General features: G+C 72.4%; 13 protein-coding genes. 6 read left to right on the forward strand and 7 right to left on the reverse strand.

Features of this window, described 5'->3' with window-relative positions; all coding sequences use genetic code 11:
* Positions 1–153 precede the first annotated feature (153 nt).
* On the forward strand, positions 154–1,365 hold the full coding sequence (locus ABIH81_RS07375) for a hypothetical protein (RefSeq protein ID WP_349879616.1): 1,212 nt from the start codon (positions 154–156) through the stop codon (positions 1,363–1,365).
* 94 nt (positions 1,366–1,459) lie between these two features.
* Here ABIH81_RS07375 and fbaA read toward each other — a convergent pair whose 3' ends face one another.
* Together fbaA and ABIH81_RS07385 are read right to left on the reverse strand one after the other, a co-directional pair.
* Complete coding sequence (gene fbaA, locus ABIH81_RS07380; protein WP_349879617.1) at positions 1,460–2,482, reverse strand: class II fructose-bisphosphate aldolase; 1,023 nt, start codon at positions 2,480–2,482, stop codon at positions 1,460–1,462.
* Positions 2,483–2,644: 162 nt separating this feature from the next.
* Positions 2,645–3,028: a phage holin family protein gene (locus tag ABIH81_RS07385; RefSeq protein ID WP_349879618.1), complete on the reverse strand. Its 384-nt coding sequence runs from the start codon at positions 3,026–3,028 to the stop codon at positions 2,645–2,647.
* Between the two features lie 138 nt (positions 3,029–3,166).
* Here ABIH81_RS07385 and ABIH81_RS07390 point away from each other — a divergent pair, with 138 nt between their 5' ends.
* The 5 genes from ABIH81_RS07390 to ABIH81_RS07410 all read left to right on the forward strand — a co-directional run bounded on the left by ABIH81_RS07390 (position 3,167) and on the right by ABIH81_RS07410 (position 10,238).
* Positions 3,167–3,379, forward strand: coding sequence for a hypothetical protein (locus tag ABIH81_RS07390; RefSeq protein WP_349879619.1), 213 nt, complete (start codon positions 3,167–3,169; stop codon positions 3,377–3,379).
* Positions 3,380–3,547: 168 nt separating this feature from the next.
* The gene (locus tag ABIH81_RS07395) at positions 3,548–5,125 is read left to right on the forward strand and encodes an LPXTG cell wall anchor domain-containing protein (protein ID WP_349879620.1); all 1,578 of its coding nucleotides are present in this window, start codon (positions 3,548–3,550) and stop codon (positions 5,123–5,125) included.
* Positions 5,126–5,341: 216 nt separating this feature from the next.
* Positions 5,342–6,862, forward strand: a complete 1,521-nt coding sequence (locus ABIH81_RS07400) for a 3' terminal RNA ribose 2'-O-methyltransferase Hen1 (protein ID WP_349879621.1) — start codon at positions 5,342–5,344, stop codon at positions 6,860–6,862.
* Positions 6,859–9,375 carry a polynucleotide kinase-phosphatase gene (locus ABIH81_RS07405; RefSeq protein WP_349879622.1) on the forward strand — a complete coding sequence of 839 codons (2,517 nt, stop codon included), beginning with the start codon at positions 6,859–6,861 and terminating at the stop codon, positions 9,373–9,375. The genes ABIH81_RS07400 and ABIH81_RS07405 overlap by 4 nt, the downstream gene beginning before the upstream one ends.
* 23 nt (positions 9,376–9,398) lie before the next feature.
* The gene (locus ABIH81_RS07410; RefSeq protein WP_349879623.1) at positions 9,399–10,238 is read left to right on the forward strand and encodes a VTT domain-containing protein; all 840 of its coding nucleotides are present in this window, start codon (positions 9,399–9,401) and stop codon (positions 10,236–10,238) included.
* A gap of 173 nt (positions 10,239–10,411) precedes the next feature.
* Here the strand turns inward: ABIH81_RS07410 and ABIH81_RS07415 are convergent, their stop codons facing one another.
* From ABIH81_RS07415 to ABIH81_RS07435, 5 genes are all read right to left on the reverse strand, one after another.
* Positions 10,412–10,789, reverse strand: a complete 378-nt coding sequence (locus tag ABIH81_RS07415; RefSeq protein ID WP_007454255.1) for a metalloregulator ArsR/SmtB family transcription factor — start codon at positions 10,787–10,789, stop codon at positions 10,412–10,414.
* A 57-nt stretch (positions 10,790–10,846) separates the two neighbouring features.
* Positions 10,847–11,386, reverse strand: a complete 540-nt coding sequence (gene pyrE / locus ABIH81_RS07420) for an orotate phosphoribosyltransferase (RefSeq protein ID WP_091413808.1) — start codon at positions 11,384–11,386, stop codon at positions 10,847–10,849.
* 153 nt (positions 11,387–11,539) lie between these two features.
* Positions 11,540–12,349, reverse strand: coding sequence for an SDR family NAD(P)-dependent oxidoreductase (locus tag ABIH81_RS07425; RefSeq protein WP_349879624.1), 810 nt, complete (start codon positions 12,347–12,349; stop codon positions 11,540–11,542).
* Positions 12,339–13,073: a hypothetical protein gene (locus ABIH81_RS07430; RefSeq protein ID WP_349879625.1), complete on the reverse strand. Its 735-nt coding sequence runs from the start codon at positions 13,071–13,073 to the stop codon at positions 12,339–12,341. Before ABIH81_RS07430 ends, ABIH81_RS07425 begins: the two co-directional genes overlap by 11 nt.
* Positions 13,074–13,145: 72 nt before the next feature.
* A complete protein-coding gene (locus ABIH81_RS07435) occupies positions 13,146–13,901 on the reverse strand; it encodes a hypothetical protein (RefSeq protein WP_349879626.1) in 756 nt (251 codons plus the stop codon).
* Positions 13,902–13,943 lie beyond the last annotated feature (42 nt).

The raw sequence follows: 13,943 nt of genomic DNA on the forward strand, positions 1-13,943 counted from the left end.
CGGCCCATGCCGCCGCCGTGGTTCTTGCACTACAAATACAGATCCGGAGCCTCCCCAGGACCCGGTTACGCAGGAGCCCGGCGGCGTGCCCGCCGGGCTCCTGTCGTTCTCGCCCCGGTTTCGGCACTTGCCGTGCGGGGGCAGGATGACCTGGTGCCGACCCCACCACCCGCGGACGTCATCGAGCCGCACGCGCCCCACGTCAACGAGATCGAGACCCGCACCGCGTTCGAGCAGCGGCTGGCCGGGGGAACCCTGGCCGGTCTGACCGTGCAGGGTCTGCGCCTCGACCTCGACCCGGTTCCCGACCTGCGCGACGTCGACGTCACCGGCACGCTCTTCGTGGGCTGCCGCTTCGCCGGCCGCGAGGTGGGCGCGGACCTGGTCCGCCGGGGCGCCAACGTGGTCCCGCCGTTCTCCGGGCTGCCCTACCCGACCCAGCCGTCGCACCTCTACACCGCCGACGAGCTGGCCGCCGGGTTCGCCGAGGGCGGGTTCGCCGAGATGTACGACACCCGGGTGTACGCGCACTTCCGGGCGCACGGCGGCGCGCTGCCGGACGTACGCGAGGCGCTCGGTCAGCGACTGCACGACCACGGTGTGGACAACGCGCTGGCCGACGCCACCCGGTCGTGGCTGGCCGCGCACGGCCCGCAGTCGGTGGTGGGCGTGATGGGCGGGCACGCGGTGCCGCGCGGCAGCGTCGCGTACCGGATGGCCGCCGTGCTGGGCTGGGAGCTGGCGCGGGCCGACCGCCTGGTGGTGACCGGCGGCGGTCCGGGTGTGATGGAGGCGGCGAACCTCGGCGCGTTCCTCGCGGCCTGGCCGGCCGAGGAGCTGTCCGCCGCGATCGACGTGCTCGCCGTCGCGCCGGACTTCACCGACCACGACCGGTACACGGCGGCGGCGCTGACGGTGCGCAAGCGGTACGCGGACGGCCCGTCGCTGCCGTCGCCCCGCCCGTCGGCGCCCGGCACCGAGTGGGCCCGGTCCGGCGGGCTGGCCATCCCGACCTGGCTGTACGGCCACGAGCCGGCGAACCTGTTCGCGGGCCGGATCGCCAAGTACTTCTCCAACGCCATCCGGGAGGACACGATCCTGCGGCTGGCCCGGGGCGGGATCGTGTTCGCGCCCGGCAAGGCCGGCACCGTGCAGGAGGTGTTCCAGGCGGCCACCAAGACGTTCTACGGCACCGACGGGGCGAGCGGTGCGTACGTCTTCCTGGACCGCACGTACTGGACCACCGAGCTGCCGGTGGAGTCACTGCTGCGGCCGCTGTTCGCCGCGTCCCCGTTCGGCGACCTGTCGCACACGATCCACCTGACCGACGACGTGCGCGACGCCGTCCGGGTGCTGGTGCAGTGAAAGGAAGGGCCCCCTCTTAACGCCTCCGGTAGAGGAAGGGCCCCTTGTTAACGCCGAGCGTTAACAAGGGGCCCTTCCTTACACGCGCGAGGCGTCACTTCATCCTGGTGCCGGTGGAGCGCAGGTGCTCGCAGGCCTCGACCACGCGGGCGGCCATGCCGGCCTCGGCGGCCTTGCCCCAGACGCGCGGGTCGTACATCTTCTTGTTGCCGACCTCGCCGTCGACCTTCAGCACGCCGTCGTAGTTGCGGAACATGTGGTCCGCGACCGGGCGGGTGAAGGTGTACTGGGTGTCGGTGTCGATGTTCATCTTCACCACGCCGTAGTCCAGCGCCTCCCGGATCTCCGACAGCAGCGAGCCGGAGCCGCCGTGGAAGACCAGGCTGAGCGGCTTCTCCTTGCCGTACTTGGCGCCGACCGCGTCCTGGATCTGCTTGAGCACCTCGGGGCGCAGCTTGACGTTGCCCGGCTTGTAGACGCCGTGCACGTTGCCGAAGGTCAGCGCCGCCATGTAGCGGCCCTTCTCGCCCAGGCCGAGCGCGTCGACCATGGCCAGGCCGTCCTCGACGGTGGTGTAGAGCTTGTCGTTGATGGCGTTCTCGACGCCGTCCTCCTCGCCGCCGACGACGCCCACCTCGATCTCCAGGACGATCTTGCCCTTGGCGGCCTCGGTGAGCAGCTGCTCGGCGATCTCCAGGTTCTCCGCCACCGGCACGGCCGAGCCGTCCCACATGTGCGACTGGAACAGCGGCTCCTGGCCGGCCTTGACGCGTTCCTGCGAGATGGCCATCAGCGGCCGGACGAACTTGTCCAGCTTGTCCTTCGGGCAGTGGTCGGTGTGCAGCGCGATGTTCACCGGGTACTTCTTGGCAACCTCGTGCGCGTACGCGGCGAACGCGACGGCGCCGGTCACCATGTCCTTCACGGACGGGCCGGACAGGTACTCCGCGCCGCCGGTGGAGACCTGGATGATGCCGTCGCTCTCCGCATCGGCGAAGCCCTTGAGCGCCGCGTTCAGCGTCTGCGAGGAGGTCACGTTGATCGCGGGGTACGCGTACCGGCCGGCCTTGGCCCGGTCCAGCATCTCCGCGTAAGCCTCGGGGGAAGCGATGGGCATGTCGAACGCTCCTTACTTACCGCTCTCGGCCGTGCAGGCCGCTGTCTTCCATGGCCGCGACCGTTCCGGTCGCTCACGTCCACGGGTCCGCCGGACCGCGCTGTCCACCGCGGGCAGTATCCCGTAGGAGCGCGAGCGGGGCGCAACCGGCCCGGACGCCGCTCACCGATTCTCCAGCCGGTCCGGTACGACGACGCTGATCAGCCAGCTCACCACCGCGACCACGATGGCGCCCCAGAAGGCGGCCCAGAAGCCGTCCACGTGGAACGGGAGCTTCAGCACCCCGGCGATCCAGTCGGTCAGCAGGAACAGCAGCGCGTTCACCACGAGCGCGAACAGACCGAGCGTGAGCAGGTAGAACACGCAGCCGAACACCTTGATGAGCGGCTTGAGCACCGCGTTGACCACACCGAAGACCAGGGCCACCACGATCAGGGTGAGCACGTCGCTGCCGGTGTTACGGCCGCTCACCTCCACTCCGGGCACGATCAGCGTCGCGATCCACAACGCGACCGCGGTGATCGCCAGTCGGATCAGGAAGCCCATGCCTCCCATCCTGGCACCGGCCGCGCGCCGGGAGCGGGACAATCGCCGACTCCGCCGTTCCGCCCGCCACCCAGCGGGGGCCGGGAGCAGCCCGTACGGTGGTGGGGACGATGCCCGCACGGAGAACAGGGAGGGACGATGGGTCAGCCCGACGAGGACTTCGCCCCCAGTGACCACCTCGCCCCGGAGGAGCGGGATCTGGAGGCCGAGCCGGCCGACGCGGTCGAGCAGGCCACCACCGTGACGCCCGACGACGCCGACGGCGAGCCGCACCGGGGCATGGAGGTCGACGACTGGGACGCCATGGAGCAGGCCCGCGTCGTCACCGCCGACGAGGACGACTACCGCTGACCCGGCACCCGGTCACCGCAGGGCGCTGACCTCACCCGGGCGGCCGGAACATTGCGGTGGCGACGATCATCCGTTCGGTCAATATTCATGATCTGGGACAACGCGACCCCTTAAGGAATCCTTAAGCTCCGTGGGCTCCACCTGATCACCCCACGGGAGGACCCCCACATGCTGAGCAACTCCACCCGGCGCTGGCTCGCCGGGTTGGGCGTCGCAGGCGCGTTCGTCGCCGCCTCCGCCACCCCCGCCCTCGCGGCGGACGCGCCGTTCGAGGTCGTCACGCACGACCTGCTCGTCGCCCCCGGCCACCTGGGTTACGGCTCGTTCTTCGCGCACACGTCCGACGGCGAGTCGGAGCCCGAGTTCGGCCGGACCACCGTCGACATCGACTTCTCCGCCGTCGCCGGCTTCGCCACCGTCGAGCCGGCGTGGGACTGGACCTGCGACGTCTCCCCGACCAAGCTGCACTGTGAGGCGGACCTCGCCGACGGTGACGAGCCCTGGTTCGACTACCTGGTCAACGGCAAGGACACCGCCGAGCCGGGCCAGCAGGGCGCACTGAAGATCAGTGTCACCTCGGGCGGCAAGACGGCCACCGGTACGGCCGGCGTCACCATCGCCGAGGGCGTCGACCTGGTGAGTGACCCGACCGTCGAGGCGAGCGGCGCCCCGGGTGGCCGCGCCGCCGTGCCGGGCGTCGTCCGCAACGGCGGCGACACCACGGTCGACGGGACGGTGCTCGTCGTGCAGGCCGACTGGCTCGCGTCGTACGGCGGGAACTTCTCCAACTGCCGGGCCCAGGAGGACGGGTTCTACGCCTTCTGCGCCTTCGACACGAAGCTCGAGCCGGGCCGGTCGTACAAGCTCTCCGAGGACCTTCCGATCAAGCTGCGGCCGGAGGCCCGTACCGGCGCGCGGTTCCCGGTCTACCTCGACTGGTGGACCACCGACGACTTCGACGAGGCGTTCGAGGACTGGCTGGACGAGGTCAAGCCCGGCACGGGCCCCGAGCTGCGCCTGGTCGAGAAGTCGGTGCAGGCCGCGCGGGTGCCGCAGACCGACCTGGACCAGATGAACAACTTCACCGTCGCGACGGTGAAGGTCACCGGTGACAACCCGGCCGACCTCGCCGCCGACGGCGCCACGGCCACCGGGAAGAAGGGCGACGTCGTCACGGTCGCGCCGAGCTTCACCAACCTCGGCCCCGCCACGCTCGAGTACCTGGGCCAGGGCACGCCGGGCATCCGCCTGGAGGACCTGCCGGTCCGCGTCACCGTCCCAGCCGGCACGACCGCCGTCGAGGCACCCTACGACTGCGTGCCGTTCCTGCCCACGAAGGAGTGGGACCCGTGGACCGCGAACTGGGGTGAGCCGGGGGCCAAGGAGTACGCCTGCCAGGTCACCGAGAGCCCCAAGGGCATGAAGAACCCGTACGAGTTCCGCCTGCGCGTCGACACGGTGACCGCGAACGCTGCCGGCAGCTTCACCACGAAGCTCTCCGGCGACCCGAACCGCAAGAACGACACCGCCGCGATCGTCGTCAACCCGGCCGGCGCCGGCACCCCCGGCACGCCTGGCACCCCCGGTGCCCCGGGCGACGGCGGCCAGGGCGGCGGTGACGGCGGCACGCTGCCGATCACCGGTTCCTCCACCGGCCTGATCGCCGGCGTCGGCGCGCTGCTGCTCGCCGCCGGGGCGGTCGGCTACGTGGTGACCCGCCGCCGCAAGACCCGCTTCGTCGCCTGACCCACGCGACAAAGGTGCCCCGCCGACCACCGGTCGGCGGGGCACCTCCGCATAGAAGCCGAACCACCATGCAGCACAGGTCGACGCGACCGGGACCACGTCAGGTTTCCGGGGGAGCCCGGCCCGCGCAGGGATCAAGCCTGACCGCCCGGAGCGGGCCGGGCTCCCCCGGAAACCCCCACGACACGGACCGACAAACCAAGAGATCATCGACAAGTGCTGCTGACCCTGACCACGACCCACCGCCCGGCGACCGACCTCGGACACCTCCTGGTGAAGCATCCGGACCGCGTGCAGACCTTCGACCTGCCCGCCGGTGCCGCGCATGTGTTCTACCCGGAGGCGGACGAGGCGCGCTGCACCGCGGCGCTGCTGGTCGAGGTCGATCCGCTCAAGCTGGGGGGCGGCCGGAGGAACCGGGCGCCGGAGGGCTTCGCGCTCGGGCAGTACGTCAACGACCGCCCGTACGCGGCGTCGAGCCTGCTCTCGTCGGCGCTGGCGAAGGTGTTCCGCTCCGCCCTGCGGGGCGAGTCGCGCGACCGTCCCGAGCTGGCCGCGAGCGCGATCCCGCTGACCGTACGGGTGCCGGTACTGCGCTGCCGGGGCGGCGCCGAGCTGGCGGTACGGATCTTCGCCCCGCTGGGCTGGACCGTGACGGCCGGCCCGATCCCGCTCGACGAGACGTACCCGCAGTGGGGTGACAGCCGCTACGTCGACCTGACGCTGACCGGGACGTTGCGGCTCGCGGACGCCCTCAACCACCTGTACGTGCTGCTGCCCGTGCTCGACGACGCCAAGCACTACTGGGTGGCGCCGGACGAGGTGGACAAGCTGCTGCGCGCCGGTGCCGGCTGGCTGGCCGGGCACCCCGAGCGGGGCCTGATCACGCGCCGCTACCTGGCGCACCGCCGCGCGCTCGCGGGCGAGGCGATGGCCCGGCTGACCGAGCTGCGCCTGGCCGACGAGCCGCCCGCCGACGACAGCATCGAGCCGTCGACCGGAGAGCCGGCCGAGTCGTCGGGCGGCGGGGCCGGGACGGTGGAGGACGTCCGCCGCGCCTCGCTTGCGGTACGGCGGCGGGAGGCGGTGCTCGCCGCGCTGCGGGACAGCGGCGCGAGCCGGGTGCTGGATCTCGGCTGCGGTGGCGGCGCGCTGCTCACCGCGCTCGTCGCCGACCGGCGGTTCACCGAGGTGGTGGGCGTCGACGTGTCGGACCGGTCGCTCGGCCTGGCCGCCCGGCGGCTGCGCCTGGACCGTCTGCCGGAGCGGCAGCGGGACCGGATCCGGCTGTGGCAGTCCGCGCTGACCTACCGTGACGACCGGCTCCGGGGGTACGACGCGGCGGTGCTGATGGAGGTCGTCGAGCACCTCGATCCGCCGCGCCTGCCGGCGCTGGAGGACGCGGTGTTCGGTCACGCCCGGCCCGGCACGGTGGTGGTGACCACCCCGAACGTCGAGTACAACGTGCGCTACGAGGGGCTCGGGCCGGACCGGTTCCGGCACGCGGACCACCGGTTCGAGTGGACCCGGGCCGAGTTCGCCGCCTGGGTGGACCGGGTCGCGGCGGCGCACGGCTACACGGCGGTGCTCGGCGGCGTCGGTGACGACGATCCGGAGGTGGGCACACCGACCCAGATCGCGGTGCTCACCCGCGCCGAGCGCGACGACCGCGACGAGCGCGCCGGCCGGCGCGACCGGAACGACAGCAACGACCGGAAGGAGGCGACGAACCGATGACCGTCCTGGACATCCCCGAGCTGGCACTGGTGGCGCTCGTCGGCGTCTCCGGCTCCGGCAAGTCCACGTTCGCCCGGCGGCACTTCGCGCCCAGCCAGGTGCTCTCCTCGGACACGTTCCGCGGCCTGGTGGCCGACGACGAGAACGACCAGTCCGCGTCCGCCGACGCGTTCGACGCGCTGCACCACGTCGCCGCGATCCGGCTGCGGCGGGGACTGCTGACGGTGGTCGACGCGACGAACCTCCAGCCGCACGCGCGCGCCGGGCTGATCCGGGTGGCCCGGGAGCACGACGTGCTGCCGGTGGCGATCGTGCTGGACGTGCCGGAGGCGGTGGCCTGGGAGCGTACGGAGGCGCGCGCCGACCGGACGCACGGCCGCCAGGTGCTCAACCGGATGCGCCGGGACCTGCGGCAGTCGTACGGGCGGCTGGCCCGCGAGGGCTTCCGCAAGGTGCACGTGCTGCGCGGGGTGGAGGAGATCGACGCCGCGGAGGTCCGCTACGAGAAGCTGTTCAACGACCGGCGGGAGCTGACCGGGCCGTTCGACGTGGTCGGGGACGTGCACGGCTGCCGTACCGAGCTGGAGGCGCTGCTGTCCCGGCTCGGCTACGTGCTGCGCCACGACGACGCGGGCCGCCCGGTGGACGCGGCGCACCCGTCGGGGCGTACCGCGGTGTTCGTCGGTGACCTGGTGGACCGCGGCCCGGACTCGCCCGGCGTGCTCCGCCTGGTGATGGGCATGGTGGCGGCCGGGCACGCGATCTGCGTGCCGGGCAACCACGAGCAGAAGCTGCTGCGCAAGCTGCGCGGCCGGGACGTCCGGCTGACCCACGGCCTGGCCGAGACGATGGAGCAGCTCACCGCCGAGCCGCCGGAGTTCGTCGCCGGGGTGGAGACGTTCATCGACGGCCTGGTCAGCCACTACGTGCTCGACGGCGGCCGGCTCGTGGTGGCGCACGCCGGCCTGAAGGAGGCGTACCACGGACGGGCCTCCGGCCGGGTGCGGTCGTTCGCGCTCTACGGCGAGACCACCGGCGAGACCGACGAGTACGGCCTGCCGGTGCGCTACCCGTGGGCGCGGGACTACCGGGGTTCGGCGATGGTCGTGTACGGGCACACGCCGACGCCCGAGCCGGAGTGGGTGAACAACACCATCTGCCTGGACACCGGTTGCGTGTTCGGCGGGCGGCTCACCGCGCTGCGCTACCCGGAGAAGGAGCTGGTGGCCGTCCCGGCGGTGAAGGAGTGGTACGCCCCGGCCCGCCCGCTGGTCCCGGTCGCGCCGGCGCGGCCGGACACCGTGCTGGACCTGGCCGACGTGACCGGACGACGGCACGTCACCCACGCGTACGGGTCGCTGACCGTGCCGGCCGAGAACGCCGCCGCCGCGCTGGAGGTGATGAGCCGGTACGCGGTCGACCCGGGCCGGCTGGTGTGGCTGCCGCCGACCATGGCGCCCTGCTCCACGTCGTCAGTGGACGGGTTCCTGGAGCACCCGGCCGAGGCGTTCGCCGACTACCGCGCGGCCGGCGTCGACCGGGTCGTCTGCGAGGAGAAGCACATGGGCTCGCGGGCAGTGGTGCTCGTGGAGCGGGAGCCGGGCCGCTTCGGCGGCGGCGTGGTGCACACCCGTACCGGCAGGCCGTTCTTCGGCCCGCCGCTCGACGACGAGCTGCTGGCCCGGGTGCGCGCCGCGGTCACCAACGCCGGCCTCTGGGCCGAGCTGGGCACCGACTGGCTGCTGCTCGACGCCGAGCTGCTGCCCTGGTCGGCGAAGGCGGGCGGGCTGATCCGCGAGCAGTACGCCGGGGTCGGCGCGGCCGGGCGGGCCGCGCTGCCGGCCGTGCTCGCCGCGCTCGACACGGCCGCCGGACGCGGGCTGCCGGTGGACGCGCTGCGCGACCGGATGGCCGGGCGGGCCGCCGAGATCACCGCCTACTCGGCGGCCTACCGGGCGTACGTCCGGCCGACCGACGGGCTGCGCGGGGTGACGCTGGCGCCGTTCGCGGTGCTGGCCGGGGCCGGGGTGAGCTACGCCGACCGTGACCACGGCTGGCACCTGGCGCTGGCCGACCGGCTCTGCGCCGCCGACCCGGAGTTCTTCACCCCGACCCGGCGGCGGGTGGTGGACCTGGCCGACGAGTCGGCGGTGGCTGGCGCCACCGAGTGGTGGCTGGCGCTCACCGCGGCCGGCGGCGAGGGCATGGTGGTCAAGCCGTACGCGGGCCTGGCCGCCCGTTCGCCGAAGGGCTCGCTGCTCCAGCCGGGGATCAAGTGCCGGGGGCGGGAGTACCTGCGGATCATCTACGGTCCCGGGTACACCGGGGCGGCGCAGCTCGCCGCGTTGCGCCGCCGTTCGCTGGGACGCAAGCGCGGGCTCGCCCTGCGGGAGCACGGCCTGGGCCTGGCCGCCCTGGACGCGCTGGCCGAGGACGCCCCGCTCTGGCGCCGCCACGAGCTGGTTTTCGCGATCCTCGCCTGCGAGTCCGAGCCGGTCGACCCCCGCCTCTGACGAGGACGCCCGGTCCGGCCGGAATGCCGGACCGGGCCGGGGTACCCTGTGTGGCCGTGGACACAGCAGAGAAGACCCGGATGTTCTCCGAGAGCGTGGCGCTGAACCCGCTCGATCCGAAGGACCTCATCCACACCTTCGGCATGATCGGCGTCTGGGTCATCCTCTTCGCCGAGACCGGGCTGCTGGTCGGCTTCTTCTTCCCTGGCGACTCGCTGCTGTTCCTGGCCGGGGTGGCCGCCTCCCCGGTGGCCGACGCCATCTTCGGCGACGGCACCCGCCTGTCCCTGGCCGGGCTGATGATCGGCGGTCCGCTCTGCGCCATCGTCGGCGCCCAGCTCGGGCATTGGCTCGGCGCCCGGTACGGCCGCCGGATGTTCGAGAAGCCCAACTCCCGGCTGTTCAAGCGGGAGTACGTGGAGAAGGCGGAGTACTACTTCCAGAAGTTCGGCCCGGCGAAGGCCGTGGTGCTGGCCCGGTTCATCCCGATCGTGCGGACGTTCCTCAACCCGGTGGCCGGGGTGCTCGGCATGCCGGCCCGCCAGTTCTTCGTGTGGAACGTGGTGGGCGCGATCCTCTGGGTGGACGGCATCCTGCTGGTCGGCTACCTGCTGGCCCGCCAGATCTACGACGCCATCGGCGACAAGATCGACAGGTACATCCTGCCGGTGGTCGCGCTGATCATCGTGATCTCGGTGCTGCCGATCTTCTTCGAGTTCCTCCGCGACCGGCGGGCGCGCAAGCGCGGCGAGGCGGTCGCCGTGATCACCGCGGCGACGGTGGCCGGCACCGTGGAGGCGGCCCGGGAGGGCATCGAGGAGCACCGGCCCGGGCACGGAGACGGCGGGCAGCACCGCCGCTGAGCACGTACGGACGCCGAAGGCCGGCCCTCGGGCGAGGACCGGCCTTCGACATCACTGCTCTCGCCGGGTCACACGGACGACGGCAGCCGTCACCGTGCGCTGATGGCGCCACCCCTCGCACGCCACCGGTCACCCGGTCGGGACGACCCTCGGTCGGGCCGGCCCGAAAGGTTTCAGCGAGCCTTCTTGGTGGCCCGCTTCCGCGGCGGGGTGAGCAGATCCGCGATCGTGGCGATCGCGGACGGCACCAGCCGGTAGTACGCCCAGACCCCGCGCTTCTCCCGCTCCAGCAAGCCGGCCTCGGTGAGGATTCGCAGGTGGTGGCTGACCGTCGGCTGCGAGAGGCCGAGCGGCGCGGTGAGGTCACACACACACGCCTCCCCCTCGGGAGCCGACTGGATCAGGCTGAGCAGCCGCAGCCGGGCGGGGTCAGCGAGGGCCTTGAGGACCCCCGCAAGCCGCTCGGCGTCGGCGCGTTCGATCGGCTCGCCGGCAAGCGGCGAGATCTGAGGCATGGTCATTTCAGCCAACGCAGTTCCCACGTATTCCATCCTTCCACCAGCAGCATCGATCCGCCTGCATATCAGCAGATCCGAATCGGCAAACTTTTACGCCACAAGGCCGAGGTCAGCCAACGTATAGGCCGCCCGATAGGGCAATCCGGCGGCTCGCACCGTGTCGCCGGCACCTCGATCAACAATAACCGCCACACCCACCACCTCGGCCCCTGCCTCACGCAATGCCTCGACCGCCGTCAACACACTTCCACCGGTGGTGGAGGTGTCCTCGACCGCGAGCACCCGCCGCCCGGAGACGTCCGGCCCCTCGATCCGGCGCTGGAGACCGTGGGCCTTGCCCTCCTTGCGCACCACGAAGGCGTCGACCGCACGACCGGTGCCCGCCGAGGCGTGCAGCATGGCGGCGGCCACCGGATCGGCGCCCAGGGTCAGCCCACCGACCGCGTCGTACGCCCAGTCGGCGGTGAGGTCACGCATGACCCGGCCGATCAACGGAGCCGCCTCGTGATGGAGCGTGACGCGACGCAGATCCACGTACCAGTCCGCCTCGCGGCCCGACGAGAGCACCACCCGGCCGTGCACGACGGCTAGGTCAGTGATGAATTTGCGCAGGTCGTCGTGGTCGCCCATGGCCCAAGAGCGTACTTCGCAAGTCTGAGCGCCGTGTTTCGGGTCTGCCCTGGTCAACCCTGCGGGCGACCGACGGGTGGCGATGAGCGGCTACGCTGTGCGACCGTCCATCCCGGCCGGCCGCCGAACCGGCCCGCGTACGGTCGCCGCCGGTCAGCCGCGCTGACGGCCGACCGCACCCCGGGTGTCCCGCCGGAAGCCGCGCAGCAGGCGCTTCGGCGCGTACCGCAACCCGGCCGCCGCCACCTTGTACTTCCAGTCCGGGACACTCACGAACTTACCTTTATGCAGGTCAAGCAGCCCTTCGGCGACCACATCGTCGGCTCGCAGCCAGGCCCAGGCGGGCAGGCGCGACATGTCGATGCCCGCGCGTTCGTGATTTCCGGTTCGGGTGTAGCCGGGGCAGAGCGCCATCACGCGTACGCCGAGCGGCGCGACGGACTGGCCGATCGATTCACTGAAATTCGTCACCCACGCCTTGCTGGCCGAGTACGTGGACCCCGGCATGGGGACACCGAAGCTCGCAACGGAAGAGACATTTATCACTGCCCCGCGACCTCGCTCGATCATCGGACCAAGGGCGGCGTGGGTCAGACGCAGCACCGCGAGCACGTTGAGCCGGACCAGCCGCGCCTCGTCCGCCACCGACGAGCGGACGAACGACGTGTTCAGACTGATGCCGGCGTTGTTGACGAGCAGCTCGATCGGCGTACCGGCGGTCAGCCGCCGTTCGACCGCCGCACAGCCGTCCTCGGTGGACAGATCGGCGGCGATCGTCTCGGCGTCGCCGCCGTGCCGGCCGGTCAGCTCGGCCGCCAGCGCGTCGAGCCGGGCGGCGTCCCGGGCCACCAGGACGAGGTCCCAGCCGTCGGCGGCGAGCCGGCGGGCGAACGCCTCGCCGATGCCCAGGCTGGCACCGGTGACCAGGGCACGGCGCCGGGAGGGGTCGGTGTCACCTGTCATCGGCGGTCCTCGGGGGTGGCGGGAACCCGCCCGGCGGCGTCGCGGGCGGGACGGACGGGGGCGGGTTCAGGCCGGGTGGCGGTCCCCAGGGCGTCGGCCCGGGGGCCGGCGCGCCGGACACGGTCGAGCCGTAGCCGGACAGTCGCAGCGGTGCGGTACGGCGGCGCAGGAACGCGCCGGACGACGGCAGCGTGAGCAGCACGGCGACCACCAGGTAGCCGAGGATCTGCGCCACCGACAGCGTCGCGTTCACCGGGATCCACCAGGACGGGTAGGCGTCGCCGACGAGCCCCAGCAGGTCGGCGGTGATCCGGTCGTCCGCGCCGAGCCGCAGCGGGGCGGCTCGCTGGCCGACCAGCACCGCCAGCCCGCAGCAACCGCAGAGCAGGCCCGTCCCGGCGACCACCCAGGTCGCCGTGCGGGCGCCGGAGCGGCCGGCGAGCAGGCCGAGCGCGAGCCCGGCGAGCAGCAACCCGGCGAGCACGCCGAGCACGGCGGCCAGCACTGTGGAGCCGCGCAGCAGACCGGCCACCTGGTCGATGTCGCCACCGCTCGCGCCGGTCCGCTCGGCCGCCGCGTCCCGGAACCGGTCCACCGTGCCGCCGCTGACGGCCAGGTTGACCACCGCGTACGCCACGGCGCCGACTGCCATCGCCAGCAGCAGCGCCGCCGCGGCGAGGACCGTGCCCGGCCGGCGGGGTGCGGCCCGATCGGGGTACGACACGACTGATCCCTCCGGTAGGCGTCGGCTTGCAACCTACTCGGAGGGATCGTCGGCGTCGCTGTAATCCGGACGTCAACTTCCGGAAGGCGGCTCCGGGTCGCGGCGCTCACCCGGCTGACCGCCCGGCGCGGACGGCGGCTGACCGCCGGGCGCCGACGGCGGCGTGCCGGGAGCCGGTGGGTACGACGGGTACGCCGGATCCCCCGGCTGGCCCGGGTGCGACGGGTACGCCGGGTAGGCGCCACCGGGCACCGGCGGCTCCCAGCCGGCCTTGGGCTTGCGGAAGAACTCGTTCGCCTGCGGCAGCGCCAGCAGGATCAGCGCGGCCAGCAGGGCGAGCAGCGCGACCAGGCCCAGCAGCAGGTTGACCGGGGTGTACCAGGACGGCAGCGCGTCCTCCAGCCGGCGCTGGATCTCCGCCGAGCTGGGCACGTCACCGGTGGTGTTGCCGCCGCCCGTCATGCCGCCGGTGAGACCGGTCAGCAGCCCGCCGCCGGTGCAGCAGAACAGGATGCCGCCCAGCACCCAGGTGGTGATCCGGGAGCCGTTCTTGCCCCGGTTGTTCAACAGCGCGAGGACGACGAGGCCGGCCGCGATCAGCAGCGACACGACCGCTGTGATGATGCTGAACGCGTACGCGATGTCAGCGGCCGACTCGGCCGAGGTGCCCGCGTACGCGTCGGTGAGAACGTCGCGGATCGTGCCGACGACGGTCAGCGCCACGATCAGGTTCAGCACCTGGATCGCAGCGACGAGGATGAGCAGCCAACTGGAGAGCGTCACCACGCCGGGACGCGTGCGGGGCGGGGTGCCCGGAGCATCGACCATGATTCTCCCTTCCTGGATCAGAAGCCCACCGTAGCGATCTTC

The organism is Micromonospora sp. HUAS YX12 (assembly GCF_040215685.1).
Classification (GTDB): Bacteria; Actinomycetota; Actinomycetes; order Mycobacteriales; family Micromonosporaceae; genus Micromonospora; species Micromonospora tulbaghiae.

What these genes read in the sequence shown, in the direction of transcription:
- ABIH81_RS07415 (WP_007454255.1), bottom strand. Translation starts at nt 10,789, where the DNA reads ATGGAATACGTGGGAACTGCGTTGGCTGAAATGACCATGCCTCAGATC.
- ABIH81_RS07435 (WP_349879626.1), bottom strand. Translation starts at nt 13,901, where the DNA reads ATGGTCGATGCTCCGGGCACCCCGCCCCGCACGCGTCCCGGCGTGGTG.
- ABIH81_RS07410 (WP_349879623.1), top strand. Translation starts at nt 9,399, where the DNA reads ATGCCGGACCGGGCCGGGGTACCCTGTGTGGCCGTGGACACAGCAGAG.
- ABIH81_RS07405 (WP_349879622.1), top strand. Translation starts at nt 6,859, where the DNA reads ATGACCGTCCTGGACATCCCCGAGCTGGCACTGGTGGCGCTCGTCGGC.
- pyrE (WP_091413808.1), bottom strand. Translation starts at nt 11,386, where the DNA reads ATGGGCGACCACGACGACCTGCGCAAATTCATCACTGACCTAGCCGTC.
- ABIH81_RS07395 (WP_349879620.1), top strand. Translation starts at nt 3,548, where the DNA reads ATGCTGAGCAACTCCACCCGGCGCTGGCTCGCCGGGTTGGGCGTCGCA.
- fbaA (WP_349879617.1), bottom strand. Translation starts at nt 2,482, where the DNA reads ATGCCCATCGCTTCCCCCGAGGCTTACGCGGAGATGCTGGACCGGGCC.
- ABIH81_RS07390 (WP_349879619.1), top strand. Translation starts at nt 3,167, where the DNA reads ATGGGTCAGCCCGACGAGGACTTCGCCCCCAGTGACCACCTCGCCCCG.
- ABIH81_RS07385 (WP_349879618.1), bottom strand. Translation starts at nt 3,028, where the DNA reads ATGGGCTTCCTGATCCGACTGGCGATCACCGCGGTCGCGTTGTGGATC.
- ABIH81_RS07425 (WP_349879624.1), bottom strand. Translation starts at nt 12,349, where the DNA reads ATGACAGGTGACACCGACCCCTCCCGGCGCCGTGCCCTGGTCACCGGT.